This is a genomic window from Polaribacter sp. (genome assembly GCF_024639685.1).
GTDB lineage: Bacteria > Bacteroidota > Bacteroidia > Flavobacteriales > Flavobacteriaceae > Polaribacter.
Window position 1 is genome coordinate 246,683 of record NZ_JAHEHX010000001.1, and the last position, 15,354, is coordinate 262,036.

At 31.5% G+C, this 15,354-nt stretch carries 16 protein-coding genes; 7 read left to right on the forward strand and 9 right to left on the reverse strand.

The window, feature by feature from the left end:
• Genes Q0L44_RS01225 through Q0L44_RS01240 form a run of 4 tightly spaced genes read left to right on the forward strand, consistent with a single transcriptional unit; the run spans window position 1 to window position 2,527 of the window.
• Complete coding sequence (locus Q0L44_RS01225) at window positions 1-1,272, forward strand: beta-ketoacyl-[acyl-carrier-protein] synthase family protein (protein WP_296634134.1); 1,272 nt, start codon at window positions 1-3, stop codon at window positions 1,270-1,272.
• 9 nt (window positions 1,273-1,281) lie between these two features.
• Complete coding sequence (locus Q0L44_RS01230) at window positions 1,282-1,536, forward strand: phosphopantetheine-binding protein (protein ID WP_296634137.1); 255 nt, start codon at window positions 1,282-1,284, stop codon at window positions 1,534-1,536.
• Window positions 1,533-2,075 (forward strand): 4'-phosphopantetheinyl transferase superfamily protein, encoded by a 543-nt coding sequence (locus tag Q0L44_RS01235; protein ID WP_296634139.1) that lies wholly within the window; start codon window positions 1,533-1,535, stop codon window positions 2,073-2,075. Before Q0L44_RS01230 ends, Q0L44_RS01235 begins: the two co-directional genes overlap by 4 nt.
• A gap of 2 nt (window positions 2,076-2,077) precedes the next feature.
• A complete protein-coding gene (locus Q0L44_RS01240; RefSeq protein ID WP_296634141.1) occupies window positions 2,078-2,527 on the forward strand; it encodes a 3-oxoacyl-ACP synthase in 450 nt (149 codons plus the stop codon).
• Window positions 2,528-2,547: 20 nt separating this feature from the next.
• On the opposite strand, the gene Q0L44_RS01245 is transcribed toward Q0L44_RS01240, so the two are convergent.
• The 4 genes from Q0L44_RS01245 to Q0L44_RS01260 all read right to left on the reverse strand — a co-directional run bounded on the left by Q0L44_RS01245 (window position 2,548) and on the right by Q0L44_RS01260 (window position 5,679).
• Window positions 2,548-3,489, reverse strand: coding sequence for an ABC transporter ATP-binding protein (locus Q0L44_RS01245; protein ID WP_296634144.1), 942 nt, complete (start codon window positions 3,487-3,489; stop codon window positions 2,548-2,550).
• A 5-nt stretch (window positions 3,490-3,494) separates the two neighbouring features.
• The gene (locus Q0L44_RS01250) at window positions 3,495-3,977 is read right to left on the reverse strand and encodes an ABC transporter ATPase (RefSeq protein WP_296634146.1); all 483 of its coding nucleotides are present in this window, start codon (window positions 3,975-3,977) and stop codon (window positions 3,495-3,497) included.
• Between the two features lie 97 nt (window positions 3,978-4,074).
• The gene (locus Q0L44_RS01255; protein ID WP_296634149.1) at window positions 4,075-4,674 is read right to left on the reverse strand and encodes a thioredoxin family protein; all 600 of its coding nucleotides are present in this window, start codon (window positions 4,672-4,674) and stop codon (window positions 4,075-4,077) included.
• 57 nt (window positions 4,675-4,731) lie between these two features.
• The gene (locus Q0L44_RS01260; RefSeq protein ID WP_296634151.1) at window positions 4,732-5,679 is read right to left on the reverse strand and encodes an NAD-dependent epimerase/dehydratase family protein; all 948 of its coding nucleotides are present in this window, start codon (window positions 5,677-5,679) and stop codon (window positions 4,732-4,734) included.
• Between the two features lie 176 nt (window positions 5,680-5,855).
• On the opposite strand from Q0L44_RS01260, the gene Q0L44_RS01265 reads away from it, so the two are divergent.
• A complete protein-coding gene (locus Q0L44_RS01265) occupies window positions 5,856-6,461 on the forward strand; it encodes a hypothetical protein (protein ID WP_296634154.1) in 606 nt (201 codons plus the stop codon).
• Entirely contained in the window at window positions 6,458-6,979 is a 522-nt protein-coding gene (locus tag Q0L44_RS01270) for a nuclear transport factor 2 family protein (protein WP_296634155.1), read from the forward strand. Before Q0L44_RS01265 ends, Q0L44_RS01270 begins: the two co-directional genes overlap by 4 nt.
• Here the strand turns inward: Q0L44_RS01270 and Q0L44_RS01275 are convergent.
• The 5 genes from Q0L44_RS01275 to Q0L44_RS01295 form a co-directional block, all read right to left on the reverse strand.
• Entirely contained in the window at window positions 6,972-7,460 is a 489-nt protein-coding gene (locus Q0L44_RS01275) for a regulatory protein RecX (protein ID WP_296634158.1), read from the reverse strand. The genes Q0L44_RS01270 and Q0L44_RS01275 overlap by 8 nt on opposite strands.
• A gap of 74 nt (window positions 7,461-7,534) precedes the next feature.
• A complete protein-coding gene (locus Q0L44_RS01280) occupies window positions 7,535-11,020 on the reverse strand; it encodes an efflux RND transporter permease subunit (protein WP_296634160.1) in 3,486 nt (1,161 codons plus the stop codon).
• Window positions 11,021-11,031: 11 nt separating this feature from the next.
• On the reverse strand, window positions 11,032-12,201 hold the full coding sequence (locus Q0L44_RS01285; RefSeq protein WP_296634163.1) for an efflux RND transporter periplasmic adaptor subunit: 1,170 nt from the start codon (window positions 12,199-12,201) through the stop codon (window positions 11,032-11,034).
• 9 nt (window positions 12,202-12,210) lie between these two features.
• Window positions 12,211-13,542, reverse strand: a complete 1,332-nt coding sequence (locus Q0L44_RS01290; RefSeq protein WP_296634165.1) for a TolC family protein — start codon at window positions 13,540-13,542, stop codon at window positions 12,211-12,213.
• A gap of 6 nt (window positions 13,543-13,548) precedes the next feature.
• Complete coding sequence (locus tag Q0L44_RS01295; RefSeq protein WP_296634169.1) at window positions 13,549-14,148, reverse strand: TetR/AcrR family transcriptional regulator; 600 nt, start codon at window positions 14,146-14,148, stop codon at window positions 13,549-13,551.
• A gap of 128 nt (window positions 14,149-14,276) precedes the next feature.
• Here Q0L44_RS01295 and Q0L44_RS01300 point away from each other — a divergent pair, with 128 nt between their 5' ends.
• The gene (locus tag Q0L44_RS01300) at window positions 14,277-15,248 is read left to right on the forward strand and encodes a polyprenyl synthetase family protein (RefSeq protein ID WP_296634173.1); all 972 of its coding nucleotides are present in this window, start codon (window positions 14,277-14,279) and stop codon (window positions 15,246-15,248) included.
• Window positions 15,249-15,354: the final 106 nt, after the last annotated feature.

A 15,354-nucleotide genomic window follows, 5' to 3' on the forward strand; every position in this document is an offset into this window, starting at 1 on the left:
ATGAACAATAGAGTTGTAATTACAGGTTTAGGAGTTGTTGCTCCAAATGGAGTTGGTCTTGACCAATTTACAAATGCTATTCAAAAAGGTAAATCTGGAATTCAATTTCATCAGCACTTAAAAGACAAAGGCTTTTCTTGTTGTATAGGAGGTATACCTGATGTTTCTGAAGCTAAAAAACAACAATATTTAACAGCTTTGCACCTAAGAGGTTTTAATAGCACTTCTATTTTATATGGATGTATGGCTGCTATTGATGCCTGGAAAGATGCAGGTTTTTTGGTTGATGAAAACTCAGTTTTAGATTACAATTCAGGGGTGATTTTTGGAACGGGTACATCAGGAATCGAAAAGTTTAGAGAATCTATTTATAAGATAGATGATAATAAAGTAAGGCGTTTAGGAAGCACTTCTGTTGTACAAACAATGGCAAGTGGAATTTCTGCGTATTTAGGAGGTATTTTAGGTTTTGGCAACCAGATCACTACAAACTCTTCTGCTTGTACAACAGGGACAGAAGCATTGCTAATGGGTTTTGAACGTATAAAAACAGGAAAGGCAAAACGAATGTTAGTAGGTAGCTCTAGTGACAGTTCTTTATATTCTTGGGGTGGTTTTGATGCTATGAAAGTAATGACTTATAAGCATAATGATTCTCCAGAAAAAGGTTCAAGACCCATGAGTGAAACAGCATCTGGTTTTGTGCCAGGAAGTGGTTCTGGAGCTCTAGTTTTGGAATCTTTAGAAAGTGCTTTAGAGAGAAATGCCTCTATTTATGCTGAGGTTTTAGGAGGAAATATAAACTCTGGAGGTCAAAGAAATGGAGGTACTCTTACAGCTCCAAATGCAGAAGCAGTGCAAAAATGTATTGTTGATGCATTATTAGATTCTAATATTTCTGCTGTTGAAATTGATGCCATAAATGGCCACTTAACAGCAACTAGCAAAGACAGTTTAGAAATTGAAAACTGGACCAAAGCTTTGCAAAGAAAAGGAAATGATTTTCCATTCATAAACTCTCTGAAATCGCAAATTGGGCATTGTTTAGCAGCTTCAGGTGCTATAGAAACTGTAGCTTCTGTTTTGCAAATTAAAGAACAGTTTGTGTTTCCAAATATAAATTGCGAAGACATGCACCCTGAAATTTCTGAGTTAATAGCAATAGAAAAAATACCAACTAAAAGCATAAATAAAGAAATCAATATTGTAGCAAAAGCAAGTTTTGGTTTTGGTGATGTAAATGCTTGTGTTATCTTTAAAAAATATTCTTGATTTTAGAACATGAAAAAAGAAGTACTTATTGCCAAACTAAAAGAAATTGTAAAGCCTTACATTCAAGATGAAGAGGCTTTTAACAACTTATCTGAAAACACAGATTTTATCAACGATTTAAAAATAAATTCTGCTAATTTAGTAGATGTAGTTTTAGATGTAGAAGATGAATTTGACATCGAAATAGATAATGATTCTATGGAGAAAATGCTTTCTGTAGAAGCTGCAATAGAAATTATTGAAGCAAAGTTAACTGCAAAATGATAGGTAATGATGTTGTCGATTTACAGCTTGCAAAAACACAAAGCAATTGGCAACGTAAAGGCTTTTTAGAAAAACAGTTTTCAGAAACAGAAATCAGAGACATTGAAAAAGCTCAAAATTCGTTTGAATTGGTATGGCTTTTTTGGAGCATGAAAGAAGCTGCTTATAAATGCTATATTCAAACTGATAAAAAGCGTTTTTTTGCGCCTAGAAAATTTAACTGTTTTATCACCTCAAAAAATGAAGGTGTTGTTGAGTATTTAGGGCATAAATTTAAAATACAATATCAATTGACAAAAGAGTACATCCATTCTTGGGTGGTAAAGGAAGGTATTGTTCAAAAGTCCTTCTATATAGATAATATCACAAAACAATCAATAACTACAAATCAAAATTTGCTGAATAATTTTTGTACAGAAACTTTTATCAGAAAAGATGAATTTGGTGTTCCTTATCTGTTTAAAGAAAATCAAAAATTACTAGTATTTATATCTACGGCTCATCATGGAAATTATGGTGCTTATGTAATATTTAGTTAATTATGGAGCTCAAAAAACAACTTTTAGAATCTTGTAAATCGTTTGTAAATGAGCGGTTGCAAACTGTACACCAAACCATATCATCTCATCAAAAGGCTTTAGCTTCAGAAGCAAAAAGTTCTGCAGGAGACAAGCATGAAATAGGTAGAGCCATGTTACAGTTAGAAATGGAAAAAGCAAGTCAGCAATTGGCGGGAATTTCTGAAATGAATACAATTTTATCTAAAATAAACACAAGTAAAACTTCTAAGATTGCTCATTTAGGAAGTATCATTTATACAAACATAGGCGCTTATTTTTTGAGTATATCTGCAGGCAAAATACTTATAGAGGATAACGAGTATTTTGCAGTATCTGTCTCATCACCTATCGGAAGAATTTTACTAGGAAAGCAAGAAAAACAGAGTATTTTGTTTAACAACAAAAACATTCACATTACTAAAATCGAATAATTTTACGTTTTATAAATTTTTTAATCTTTTTTAATCGTTTTTGTAAAACCAAAACAAACTTTTGTTTTTTTTTCTATACTGTTTGTGTGCTCTATAAATAGTTTCTGTGTATTGTGTTTTACTTCTAAAAGCCAAGAATTTCCTTTAAACTCGTTGTTTAAAACCGTTGCTTTTAGTTTAGATTTTTCAACAATTTTTATTTGATGAGGATATAATAATTGTTTCTTATGATCAATAATCAGTTCGTTTACATCATCAAATAAAGAGGCCACATATTTTTCTTTTGGGTTTGCGTAAGCATCTTCAGGTTTTTCGTTTAAGAGTATTTTATTGTCTTTAATGACCAGTAAATAATCAGCAAAAGAAAGTGCATCATTTTTGTCATGAGTAGCCACTACACAAGCTATATTTTTTTCTTTTAAATATTGAAATAGGTTTCTACGAAGTGTATTTTTCTTAAAGTTATCTATTTGGCTAAATGGTTCATCTAATAATAAAAGCTTAGGTTCTTTAGCTAAAGCTCTTGCAATGGCCACTCTTTGTTTTTGCCCACCACTTAAGTTTTTAACTTTTGTATTTTTGAACGCTTGCATTTCTATAACTTCTAAAAGTTCTTGAGTTCTTTGCTCACTTTCTTTAGGATAAAAACGGGATAGGTATTTTTTTATGTTTTCTGAAACAGAAATATAAGGCATCAAATCAAAATCCTGAGCCACGTATTTAAAAGTGTCAAATCCAGGTACTAGATTAAATTTGGGACCAAGAACTTGCTCATTTTTCCAATAAATAGACCCTTTATTTATATCTAATAAACCATAAATAGCTTTTAAAAGTGTCGATTTTCCGCATCCACTTTCACCCATTACACAAAGATGTTCTCCTTTATTTAAGGTAAAGTTAAAATCATCTAAAACAATTTTTGATTTAGAATAGCGAAAAGAAATATGGTTTACACTAAGCATAAAAATTATAAAAATCGGTTGTACCAACTGTCTTCAATCGGCATTTCCCAGAAGTTTTTGAAATCATGATTGTTATTTACAAGGTTATCAAAAATGATAGATTTACCTGTTAGCGCTTTGTTTTTAAGAAGTTTTTTAAAGTCTTTTAGTTCCTTGTATTGTACAAATTCACCTTGCTTGAAACATACATTCATTTTATCTAAAAGTTGTACTTTATAGGTTTCTTGTAGTCCTAAAATAAAAGATACAGATGCATCTACAATAGCGTTTGAAATAGCATTTTCTGAATATTCAACAACGAATACTATAAACCTATTGTATAAAAACTGGTAAGATGCTTTAAAGTTTTCATCATCTTTTTGCCAATTTCCCACAAACGATTTTATACAACTTTCAAGTTCTTCAATTTCTGTGTTGTAAAACTTTCTGCTAGAAGGATAAATCCAAACTTTAGCATCATCAGAAATTTCACTGTAATCAACAAACATGGTTCTTTTTTGTGCAAATATAAGCAAAGAAAAACCGCAAACTTATTAATTTCAGTTTGCGGTTTTTTAAAGTTTTTTGATAAGAACTACAGCTCTTTTAAGAATGATTTTGAATCATTTCTACAAAATCGTTCTGAGTACTCTGTCCTTTGTCTTTATTATACCAAACTTGTAAATCTTGTTTAAAAGCCGCATCTAAAGCACCATTTTTTGCTTTATAATCTGCAACCATTTTAGTAGCTACTTTTGGTCTTGGACCCCAAGTGTTCTTCACATTTAGGTTTTTGTCTAAGATGATTAATTTAGGAATAGACTTACCAGCATTGGTTAGAAATAAGTCCATTAAAGCTAAATTTTCATCACGCAAAACCAATTTTAACTCAATATTCGAGTTTAAACTAGCCATTTTATTTATTACAGGTAAATTTTGGGCAGCATCTCCACACCAACCTTCTGTAAGTACAAGCCAGGTTTGTGGTTCAGTAACTTTAGCAATTTCTAATTGCGTAGTTTCATTTATTTTAATGGTTTTGTCTAAACGCTTCATTCTCCTATCGTTTAATAGACTATAGTTTGTTAAATCTTCAGATTGATTAGGGCCAGTAGATTTGCCTTCAGCTAAAAGGTGTTTTACCACATTTTTATATTCTAAATAGGTGTAGGTGTTTTTTAAACTTTCTTGTATGATGTCTTTCATTTCGATGTGTACTAAATTCAGTTTTTTAGACGAAAACTTTTGCAATACTTACAAAAACTATTCTTGCTCTTTTAAGCTATTAAGAATGTCTTCTGTCATCGATTTTAAATTGAAATTATGTGTCCATTTCCAATCTTTTCTTGCTTCAGAATCATCTATAGATGAAGGCCAACTGTCTGCAATGGCTTGTCTAAAATCTGGATTGTAAGAAATTTCAAATTCAGGAATATGCTTTTTAATTTCCTCGGCAATTTCTTTAGGAGTAAAGTCTGTAGCAGATAAGTTATAGGCTGTTCTAATTTTTACCTCTTCTGGTTTTGCCTGCATTAACTGTATGGTTGCATCTACAGCATCATTCATATACATCATTGGTAAACGTGTATTTTCAGACAAGAAGCACTCAAATTTTTTCTTTTCTAATGCTTTAAAGTAGATGTCTACAGCGTAATCTGTTGTTCCTCCTCCAGGTTTAGTTTTCCAAGAAATAATACCAGGATAACGTAAACTCCTTACATCTACCCCAAATTTTTCGTGATAATAATTACACCAAAACTCGCCAGAAACCTTACTAATTCCATAAACAGTAGAAGGCTGCATAACAGTTTGCTGAGGGGTGTTTTCTTTTGGTGTTAAAGGCCCAAAGACAGCAATTGAACTTGGCCAATAGACTTGTTTAATATGTTTTTCTTTGGCTAAATCTAAAACAGCTAAGAGCGAATTCATGTTTAAATTCCATGCTTTCTGGGGGATTTTTTCTGCAGTTGCAGAGAGCATCGCAGCTAATAGATATACTTGAGTAACTTTATATTTAGATACGGTTTCTAAAATAGCTTGTTTATCTGTAGCATCTATAATCTCAAAAGGTCCAGAGGCTACAAATTCATCACTACCTTTTCTTATATCTGAAGCAATAACATTTGTATTGCCATAAATTTTACGCAATTTTTGCGTTAATTCATTGCCAATTTGGCCACTTGCCCCTAAAACTAGAATTACTGTTTGCATTCTTTTTAATTGTAAAATTAACAAGAACAAAGATACTTAATTTTGGTATTCGTAAATAGAATATATTAAATCATTATTTGGTTAACAATTCAATAATTATTTTCAGTTAATTTAATAATTTACATATCTTAATAGGTATTTAAATTTGTTTATTTTTACATCTCTAATCAATGCTTTTGAAAAAAATAATTTACATTTTGATTTTAGTTGCCATTTTTTCTTGCAATACGAGGCAGAAAGAAACATTGTTGCTAAAGGAAGAGCAACCTTCAATGAGTGTGGTTCGTAAATACCCATCAGCAAAAGAAATACGTCCCGTTTATAAAGAAGAAACTGAAAATTGGACGCAGTTAAAAGCGGTTGCTGATTTTTTAGATCGATTTAAAAATGTTTCCGCAAATGAAATTTTGAGTAACGTTATTGAGTTAGAGGCTTTAATAGCCGCACTAAAAAAACAAGAAAGTCCTGATTTATTTAATACCGCATCTTTTAAAGCAAGAGTAAATATACTACACAACGAATCATTACGACTTTTAGATATGAGGATTATTCCTGCTATTACTGTAGACGAAGTAGATGCCCAAACTAAAAAGATAATTGTTGCTTTTTCTTCCGTAAATGAAAAAATTAACACCACCTTATCTAAAAAAAGGTTTGAAGACGCAATTACTATAGACGCAAAATATATTGGATTAGATTCTTCAAAAATAGATAATGTGTCTAAAAAATCTATTAATAACAGTTTACAGCGTAAACTAGAAGAAAAAACAATCAACCAATGAAAAAATTAGCACTTTTTGTATTTGCCTTAGTAAGCCTATTTGCTTGTAATACTAATGATAAAAAACAGAGTTCTAAATTAAATTTTACCAAAGAGATACAAGTTGTAAATTCTTTTATGGATGATTGGCATTTGGCAGCTACTGAAGCGAATTATGAAAATTACTTTTCAAAGTTAGATACCACTTCAATTTTTATTGGAACAGATGCCGCAGAAAATTGGACTAAACAAGAGTTTCAAGGTTTTAGTAAACCCTATTTTGATAATGGTAAAGCTTGGGATTTTAAACGTTTAGAGCGAAATATCTATTTTAGTAAAGATGCTTCTATTGCTTGGTTTGAAGAGTTATTAAACACTTGGATGGGTACTTGCAGAGGTTCTGGAGTTTTAGAGAAAAATGAAAATGGTTGGATTTTAAAACACTATGTCCTTTCAGTTGCTATACCCAATGATGCTGTTCAAGATGTTATTTCAGTTAAAAAGGAGCAAGATGATATTTTTCTTCAGAAGTTTAAATAGGTTCATCTAAAACATCATTTACAGTTTTAAAAATAAGTTCATTTTCAAAACCTTTCCGCATTAAAAAACCAATAAGCTTTTTCTTTTTTATGTAGTTATTAGTTTCAGAAATAGAAGTGCTTCTTTTTTCTGTAATACTATAAATGGTCTTTAAATACGCTTGCTCATCTATTTCTTTTAGTGCCGTTTTAATGTTGTAAGCAGAAATATCTCTGAATTTAAGTTCTCTTGTAATTCTTTGTTTTCCCCAACTTTTAATTCTGAATTTACCTCTAGCAAAGCTTTTTGCAAAACGTTCTTCATTTAGAAAGTTATCTTGCATTAGGCTTAGTAAAATCATTTCTTTAGCTTCAGGAATTAGCTCATAATCTCGCATTTTTTGCTTAACTTCTTTGTGACATCTATCTTGATAAACACAATATTGTTCTATCTTGCGTTTAATTTCATTTACTGTAAATGATTTTTTTTTCTTTTCAAACATGTGTTTCAAACCTATAAAAAAAAGCTGATATTACAATCATATCAGCTTTTTTTAATAAAATATTTGCTTATTCTTTAAGCCAATTTTGTCTTTGTTCTGTTCTTGTAAAACCACATTTTAAACCTAGTAATTAAATTAAATAAAATAGGCACTACAATTAAAGTTAAGAATGTAGCTACAAAAAGTCCGTAAATTACTGTCCAGGCTAATGGCCCCCAGAAAATAACGTTATCACCTCCCATATAGATTTTTGGATCAAATTCGCTAAATAGTGAGAAGAAATCTATATTTAGACCAATGGCTAAAGGAATTAAACCTAAAATAGTAGTAATTGCGGTTAATAACACAGGTCTTAAACGAGCTTTACCAGCTTTAATTACTGCTTCTAATAACTCCTTTTTAGGCAAATAAGCATTTTCTTCTAAGTTTAGCTTTTCTTTCTTTCTATCAATTAAAAGTTGTGTATAATCTAATAGTACTACTCCATTATTTACAACAATTCCTGCCAAAGAAATAATACCCATCATGGTCATCATAATAACAAAAGAAGAGCCTGTTAAAACAATACCTCCAAAAACTCCAATAAAGCTTAAGAAAATTGCAATCATAATGATTCCTGGTTTAGAAACAGAGTTGAATTGGAAAATCAAAATAAAGAAAATTAACGCTAATCCTTTAAAGAATGCACCACCTAAAAAGGCTTGTTGCTTATTTTGCTCCTCAATTTGACCGGTATAATCTATATTGATATTCTCAGGTTTCCCTTCGAAGTTTTTCATTTCCTCTTTAATCTGATTTACAACTGCAGCAGCATCTACATAACCAGGTGCAAGCTGAGAGTAAACAGTTACAACACGTTTTGTATCTCTATGCTTAATAGCACTAAAACCTGAACTATTGCTTTGTGAAGCTACAGCAGAAACAGGTATAGCTCTTATTTGGCCAGAAGCCATATCTCTAAACGTAATTTTTTGATTAAATAATGCAGATTTGTTATATCTGATATCTTCTTTAAAACGTACGTTAATATCATAATCTTCTCCATCTTCTTTATAAATACCTGCTTTAGCACCAAATATTGCATTACGTAACTGTTGCCCAACTTGCCCTGTAGACACGCCTAATTCACCAGCTTTCTTACGATCAACAATTACTTTCATAGATGGTTTATCTTTATTTACATCTATTTTTAATTCGTCTATACCAGGCACATTTCTAGTATTAACATATGCACGCATTTTTTCTGCGGTTGCAATTAGTTCTTCATAATCGTTCCCTTCTAACTCAATGTTAATTGGCGCTCCTGTTGGTGGGCCATTTGCATCCTTTTCTACTGAGATTAAAACACCAGGATAAATTCCAGTTAAGGCCTCTTGTACTTTTTGTCGCAATTCTTCACTATCTAAACCACGCCTGTATTTGTACTGACGCATAGAAGCTGTAATTTTACCTTTATGAGGCATTTCTGCAGAAGAACCACCATCTGTCTGTGGGTTTCCTGCCCCTTCACCAACTTGAGAAACAGAGCTCTCTACCATAAAGTTGTAGTCATTGTCCATATACATATCTTCATTTAAGACACTATATACTTTTTCTTCTATTTCTTTTGTTATGGTATTTGTTTCAACAATATCTGTTCCTTGCGGGTATTCTATATACACTACAACCTGGTTCGGTTTATTGTCTGGAAAAAACTCAATTTTGGTTCTTTGTGTTCCTACAGACCATCCAAATCCTCCAAAAGCAGCAAATAATAATAAGAAAGTACCAATCGTAATTCCAATTGGTTTCCATCCTTTTAAGGCTCCTTTTAATACTTTTTCATAGGTGTTTTCTAGCCATACAAGTGTATTTCTTTGAAAATAATTCGCAGCTTTTCGCAATACAATTCGGTAGACCCACAACATTATTGCAGTAAACACCATTACAGAACCTAAACCTCTGTAGGCACCTCCAAAAATTAAGATAACAATACCTATACCACCAATAATTGCGGAAGTTTTTATAATCTTTCTTAAAGGCATTTCTTTGTCTTCAGTTGTCATGAATTGTGATACTAAAACTGAATTAAAGAAAATAGCTACTACTAAAGATGAACCAAGAACTACAGATAATGTAATTGGGAAATAGATCATAAACTGCCCAAATAAACCTGGCCATAAACCTAAAGGAACAAAAGCGGCTACTGTGGTTACTGTAGATATAATAATTGGATAAGCAATTTCGCCAATCCCTTTCTTAGCGGCTTCAATTCTACTCAACCCTTCCTCGTCCATTAAACGATACACGTTTTCTACAACAACAATTCCGTTATCTACCAACATTCCAAGTCCCATTATTAATCCAAAAAGAATCATGGTATTTAGGGTATAACCCATAGCTCCTAGAATCATTAAAGACATAAACATAGACATTGGTATTGCAAAACCAACAAATAGTGCGTTTTTAAAGCCTAAGAAAAACATTAAAACTGTTACAACTAGTATAATTCCAAAAATAATGTTGTTTACTAAATCATCTACTTGACCAATAGTTTTATCAGAAAGATCGTTAGTTATTGTTACGTTTAAGTTAGCAGGAAAATAATTTGTTTTTGCTTCTTCTACAAGTCTTTTTACTTCATCAGCAGCAGCTATCATATTTTTTCCAGCACGCTTTTTAACATCTAACATTACTACTTGCTTTCCTTCTTTTCTAGCATAGGTAGTTCTGTCCTTTTCTCTAAAGGAAACTTTAGCAATATCTTTTAAGTAGATTGCGTTGCCTCTTTCAGATTTTATTACAAAATTTTCTAATTCTACAGGACTTTCAATTTCCCCTAAAATTCTGATTGTTCTTCTTTGTCCGCTGGCAATAAGGTTACCTGCAGAAGAAGTAATGTTGCCTCTTTGTATTGCAGAAGTAATGTCATCGAAACTCACTTCTACAGCCATCATTTTATAGATGTCTACAGCAATTTCAACTTCTTTGTCTTGTACACCTCTAATGTCTGCTTGTTTTACTTCTGATAAATCTTCAATATCATCTTGCAAGTATTCGGCAAATTCTTTTAATTTTTGAAGGGTATAATCTCCAGAAATATTAATGTTTAAAAACGGAATTTCTTCTGACATACTCAAGTCAAAAGCATTAGGATCTACCTTTGCACCATTAAATGTGGGCCAATCTTCAGAAGCTTTTTCGGCATCTAATTTGTCTTTTACACGTTGTTTGGCAACCTCTACATTCATATCATCATCAAACTCTACAATAATCATAGAATAGTCTTCTTGTGAAGTAGAGGTTATTTCTACAACCCCACTTAAGCCTTTTAATTGATCCTCTAAAGGGTCTGTGATTAACTTTTCTATATCTTCTGCAGTATTACCAGGATATAAAGTGCTGATGTAAATTTTAGTTTCCTTAATTTCTGGAAAATCTTCTCTAGGCATACTAAAGTAGGCAGAAATTCCCAGAACAAGAATTAAGAAAATAGCAACGTACATTGTGGTTTTATTGTTGATTGCCCACGACGAAAGCTTAAATTCTTTCTCTGTTTTATTTTGTTGATTTTTGTTCATCTTTTGTTCAATTAAGATTTAGAAATTTTAATTTCCTGTCCATCTTTTACACTTCTTGCTCCTGCTTTTATTAGTTGATCACCAATAGCAATACCTTCTAAGATTTCAATAACATCTCCTTGTGTTTTGCCTGTTTTAACCACCACTTGCTGTGCAGTTCCAAACACATTATTTAGCCCCGTTATTTTGTAAACATATTGTTCGCCTGCAGCATTTTCTGAAATAATACTTTGTGGAATTAAAATTGCCTCTGTGCTAGTATAGTCGTTAATTTTAAGTTTAGCAGTTAAGTTTGGTTTAATGCTTTGATCTTTATTTGGCACACCAATTTCTACTCTAAAGGTTCTGTTGGTTGGATTGATAAAATTACCAGTCTGGCGAACCTTGGTTGCTAAAGTTGTTCCTAAAACAGGAAACTGAATTTCTACAGCTTTACCAGGTTTAATTGATGTTACGTAAGATTCAGGAACATCAGCTTCTATAAACATATTGTCTAAATTCACAATACGAAATACTTCAGCACTAGGCCCTGGTGCAACAACTGTTCCTTGGTCTTTAAATACATTGTCTATAATGCCATCAAAAGGAGCTGTAATGGTAGCTTTGTCTAGTTGTTTTTTTAATTGCGCAAGTTGGTTTTTTGTAGCTTCATAATTTGTTTTTGCTTGTAAAAACTGAATTTCTGAACCAATCTTTTGACTCCATAATTTTTCTTGACGTTCAAAAGTAGTTTTTGCTAACGCAGTTGTAGCTTCTAACTGAGCTACTTGTTGTTGCATTCCTCCATCATCTATTTTTGCTAAAACTTGCCCTTTGGTTACCTTTTGCCCTTCTTTTACAGCAACTACTTCTAGAGTACCTGGCATTTCAGGGTAAATTAAAACATTTTGTTTTGTTTTTACATTTCCTTGTAATTCTAAATAGTGATTAAAAACCTCACTTTTTACGCTAATTGCAGTCACTAAAGGCACTCTTTTTAGGGTGTCTAATAATTCTATCTGAACATTAAGTTTTTTAATTTCTTCAGAAATTTCTTGCACCTTTTTATCTAATTCAGATTTTTTAGTACGTATTTGTTTAATGTCGTTTGTAGTAATTATATCTTCTGTAGATTGTGCTTTTTTGTCTCCACAAGAAAATAAAATTAGAGAAGCTAGTACTAGTGAATATATATTTTTCATATCAGATAATTATTTAATAGGTAAGTTTAATGCGTTTTCTAAAGCTGCCTTTTTTGTTATAACAGAGAGCATAGATTGTATATAATTTTGCTGTTGAGTATATAATTGAGTTTGCGCTTGCAATAAATTAAAACTCGTTGAAAGTCCTTCAAAAAATTTGATGCGTTGCTTTTTTTCGACTCTCTCTGCTAAGCCTAAATTTCTTTTTGTGGTTTGATAGGTTTCTACACTAAGTTGATAATCACTTTTTGCTTTTTTTGCTTGAAGCTCTAAGCGTTGCTTAGTTTCTTCTAATCTTAAATCTGCTGTATTTAAAGCAATTTTAGCCTGTGTGGTTCTAGACTTTCTTGCAAAACTACTAAAAATAGGTACTTTTAAACTAATTCCTAATAAAGAAGATTGAAACCAAGTTTGACTGCTATTAAAGAAAGAAAATTCATTCGAAAAAGCTTGTGTCCCATAGTTTACAAAGGCATTTAAACTTGGTAAACTTTTACTTTTTTCCAGTTTTACCATTAAGCGTTTGGTTTCCTTATCGTTTGCCGCAATTCTATAATCAATATGATCTTCAAATAGAAATTGCTTTCCCAAGATTTCTATTTTTATATTATTTTCAGTTAATGAGTCTAAACTATCTGTTAAAACAATGTCGGTATCAATTTTATTACCCAAGGCTAAGTTTAGCATTTGATAAGCAATTGCTTTAAGTCTTTTAACGCTGTTTAATTGATTCTTCACATCACCTAATGTTATTAAAAGTTGTTCTACATCTTCTTCTTCGCTCAATCCGTTTTCATAGATTTTTTTAGCGTCAGTGTAATTTTTTTCTAGAATTTTTAAGTTACTTTCTAGTATAGATTTACTGTTTTCAGAAATTAAGACGTTTCCATAAGCATTAATTACAGCCTCTCGTGTAAGTAATGCAGTTTTTTCTTTTGCTTGTTCTGAGATTTTTAAAAATGTTTTGGCAGACTGTAAACCAACTAAATAGGCGCCATCAAACAATAATTGAGACAAAGTAACAGATCCGTTTATATTTTGCTCTGTTCCAAAAACAAACTCTTCGTTAACACCATCTCCATTAATATCTGCAACTGTAATGGGTTGTTTTAAAAAGCGCTGATAGTCTAAGGCACCATTTATTTGTGGTAGTCCAATAGTGGTGGTTTCCCAAACTTTCTCTTTTGCAGTGGCCATATCGTTTTCGGCAGCTCTTGCGTTGTAGCTATTTTTTAAGGCTACCTCTATTGCTTTATCTAAAGACAAGCGCAAGGGACTGTCTTGTGCTTTACTGGTTAAAGTAAGCGCTATAAAAAAGCAAGTGTAAAAATATTTATTCATAGAAGTTTAATTGTATTGTTGTTGATTTTTTAATTGTTCTAAGCCTAAAGGAGTTATAATTGCCCTTAAATGATAATCTAAAAATAGATTCATTAAGGTGTTCATAGCATAGTTTTGAAGAGGGAATAAACGTTGGTCTTTAATACCTGTTGCTCCGTTAAAATACATTCTACTTATAAAATCGATATCAATGTCTTTTCTAAAAATGCCAGCTTGCACTCCTCTCTGTAAGTTGTCTTGAAAAGTTTCTTGCATTACTTCGAATTGCTTTTCTTTTAAAGAATTATAAATTTTAGGGTAATATTTTTGTAGCTGATATAAAGGTGACGACTTTTCGTCCTTTAAATGCTCCATAACAATTCGCTTTATATGAAATAACTCATCTATAGGGTTCATTTTTTGTTTAGACACTTCATCGATGCTAACACAAACGGTATCGAACATAAAATTTACTACAGAACCTACTAAATTGGTTTTGTTACTATATTCTTTGTATAAGGTTTTTTTAGAAATACCCAGTGAGTTAGCAATTTCGTCCATAGTAACGCTCTTAAAACCTAAGTTTAAGAATAGTTCTTGTGCCTTTTCTAAAATTTTGTCTTTCATAAAACGGATGCAAAAATACAGCAGGAAACTTTAGAAACAAAAATAGTTTCCAAAGTTTTAATCATTTTTTAACATTGTAAGCAAATACTCCGAATTCTTTACATTATTTTTACATAAAAATTAGAGATTTGGACATTCAACATTATCAAGAAAATTTTATATCTTTTTTAGATTCAAAAGAATGGGTACAAGAACCTAAAAACTTGTACGAACCTGTAGATTATATTTTAAAGTTGGGAGGTAAAAGAATCCGACCAGTTTTAACTTTAATGGCGACAGATATTTTTGGAGGTAGCTTTAAAGATGCTTTACCAGCAGCATTAGCCATAGAGGTTTTTCATAACTTTACATTAGTACATGATGACATTATGGATGCTGCTCCTTTACGAAGAGGGCAAGCAACAGTTCATGAAAAGTGGGATATTAACACAGGCATTCTTTCTGGAGATGCGATGTTAATATTAGCCTATAAATATTTGGAAAACTACAAACCAGAAGTTTTTCAGAGTTTAGCTAAGTTATTTAGCAAAACCGCTTTAGAGGTTTGTGATGGGCAACAATTGGATGTTGATTTTGAAACTCGTAAAAAAGTAACAATTGATGAGTATTTAAATATGATTTGTTTAAAAACATCGGTATTGGTTGCTGCTGCACTAAAAATGGGTGCTATTGTTGCTGAGAGTGATGCTAAAAATGCAGATTTAATTTATGATTTCGGACTAAATTTAGGCTTGGCTTTTCAGTTACAAGATGATTATTTAGATACCTTTGGTGATCCAGAAACGTTTGGAAAGCTAATAGGAGGAGACATTATAGAAAACAAAAAAACCTTTTTATATTTAAAGACTTTAGAGGTTGCAGACAAAGAAACCAAAAAGAAGCTTAAGTATTTTTATAAAAAAAAGTTGAAAGACAATAGCTTAAAGATTGTAGAGGTTACTCGCATTTTTAAAATGAACGATATACCGTTTTTAATTGCCAAAGAAATAGAAAAATATACACAAAAAGCCTTTGATACATTAGCATATATGGATATTTCAGAGGCTAACAAAACAAATTTAAGAAACTTTGGTCTGTGGTTAATGAAAAGAACGGTGTAATAATTCTTTGTTTTTTTTACGAATAATTTAAAATAAATAGTACATTTGCACCCTAAATTATAGGTCCTATAGCTCAGTTGGTTAGAGCACCTGACTCATAATCAGG

Coding starts and splice junctions, on each gene's coding strand:
- Q0L44_RS01225 (WP_296634134.1), top strand. CDS start 1: ATGAACAATAGAGTTGTAATTACAGGTTTAGGAGTTGTTGCTCCAAAT.
- Q0L44_RS01280 (WP_296634160.1), bottom strand. CDS start 11,020: ATGAACAAAAATCAACAAAATAAAACAGAGAAAGAATTTAAGCTTTCG.
- Q0L44_RS01275 (WP_296634158.1), bottom strand. CDS start 7,460: ATGTTTGAAAAGAAAAAAAAATCATTTACAGTAAATGAAATTAAACGC.
- Q0L44_RS01250 (WP_296634146.1), bottom strand. CDS start 3,977: ATGTTTGTTGATTACAGTGAAATTTCTGATGATGCTAAAGTTTGGATT.
- Q0L44_RS01295 (WP_296634169.1), bottom strand. CDS start 14,148: ATGAAAGACAAAATTTTAGAAAAGGCACAAGAACTATTCTTAAACTTA.
- Q0L44_RS01255 (WP_296634149.1), bottom strand. CDS start 4,674: ATGAAAGACATCATACAAGAAAGTTTAAAAAACACCTACACCTATTTA.
- Q0L44_RS01240 (WP_296634141.1), top strand. CDS start 2,078: ATGGAGCTCAAAAAACAACTTTTAGAATCTTGTAAATCGTTTGTAAAT.
- Q0L44_RS01230 (WP_296634137.1), top strand. CDS start 1,282: ATGAAAAAAGAAGTACTTATTGCCAAACTAAAAGAAATTGTAAAGCCT.
- Q0L44_RS01270 (WP_296634155.1), top strand. CDS start 6,458: ATGAAAAAATTAGCACTTTTTGTATTTGCCTTAGTAAGCCTATTTGCT.
- Q0L44_RS01245 (WP_296634144.1), bottom strand. CDS start 3,489: ATGCTTAGTGTAAACCATATTTCTTTTCGCTATTCTAAATCAAAAATT.
- Q0L44_RS01260 (WP_296634151.1), bottom strand. CDS start 5,679: ATGCAAACAGTAATTCTAGTTTTAGGGGCAAGTGGCCAAATTGGCAAT.
- Q0L44_RS01290 (WP_296634165.1), bottom strand. CDS start 13,542: ATGAATAAATATTTTTACACTTGCTTTTTTATAGCGCTTACTTTAACC.
- Q0L44_RS01285 (WP_296634163.1), bottom strand. CDS start 12,201: ATGAAAAATATATATTCACTAGTACTAGCTTCTCTAATTTTATTTTCT.
- Q0L44_RS01235 (WP_296634139.1), top strand. CDS start 1,533: ATGATAGGTAATGATGTTGTCGATTTACAGCTTGCAAAAACACAAAGC.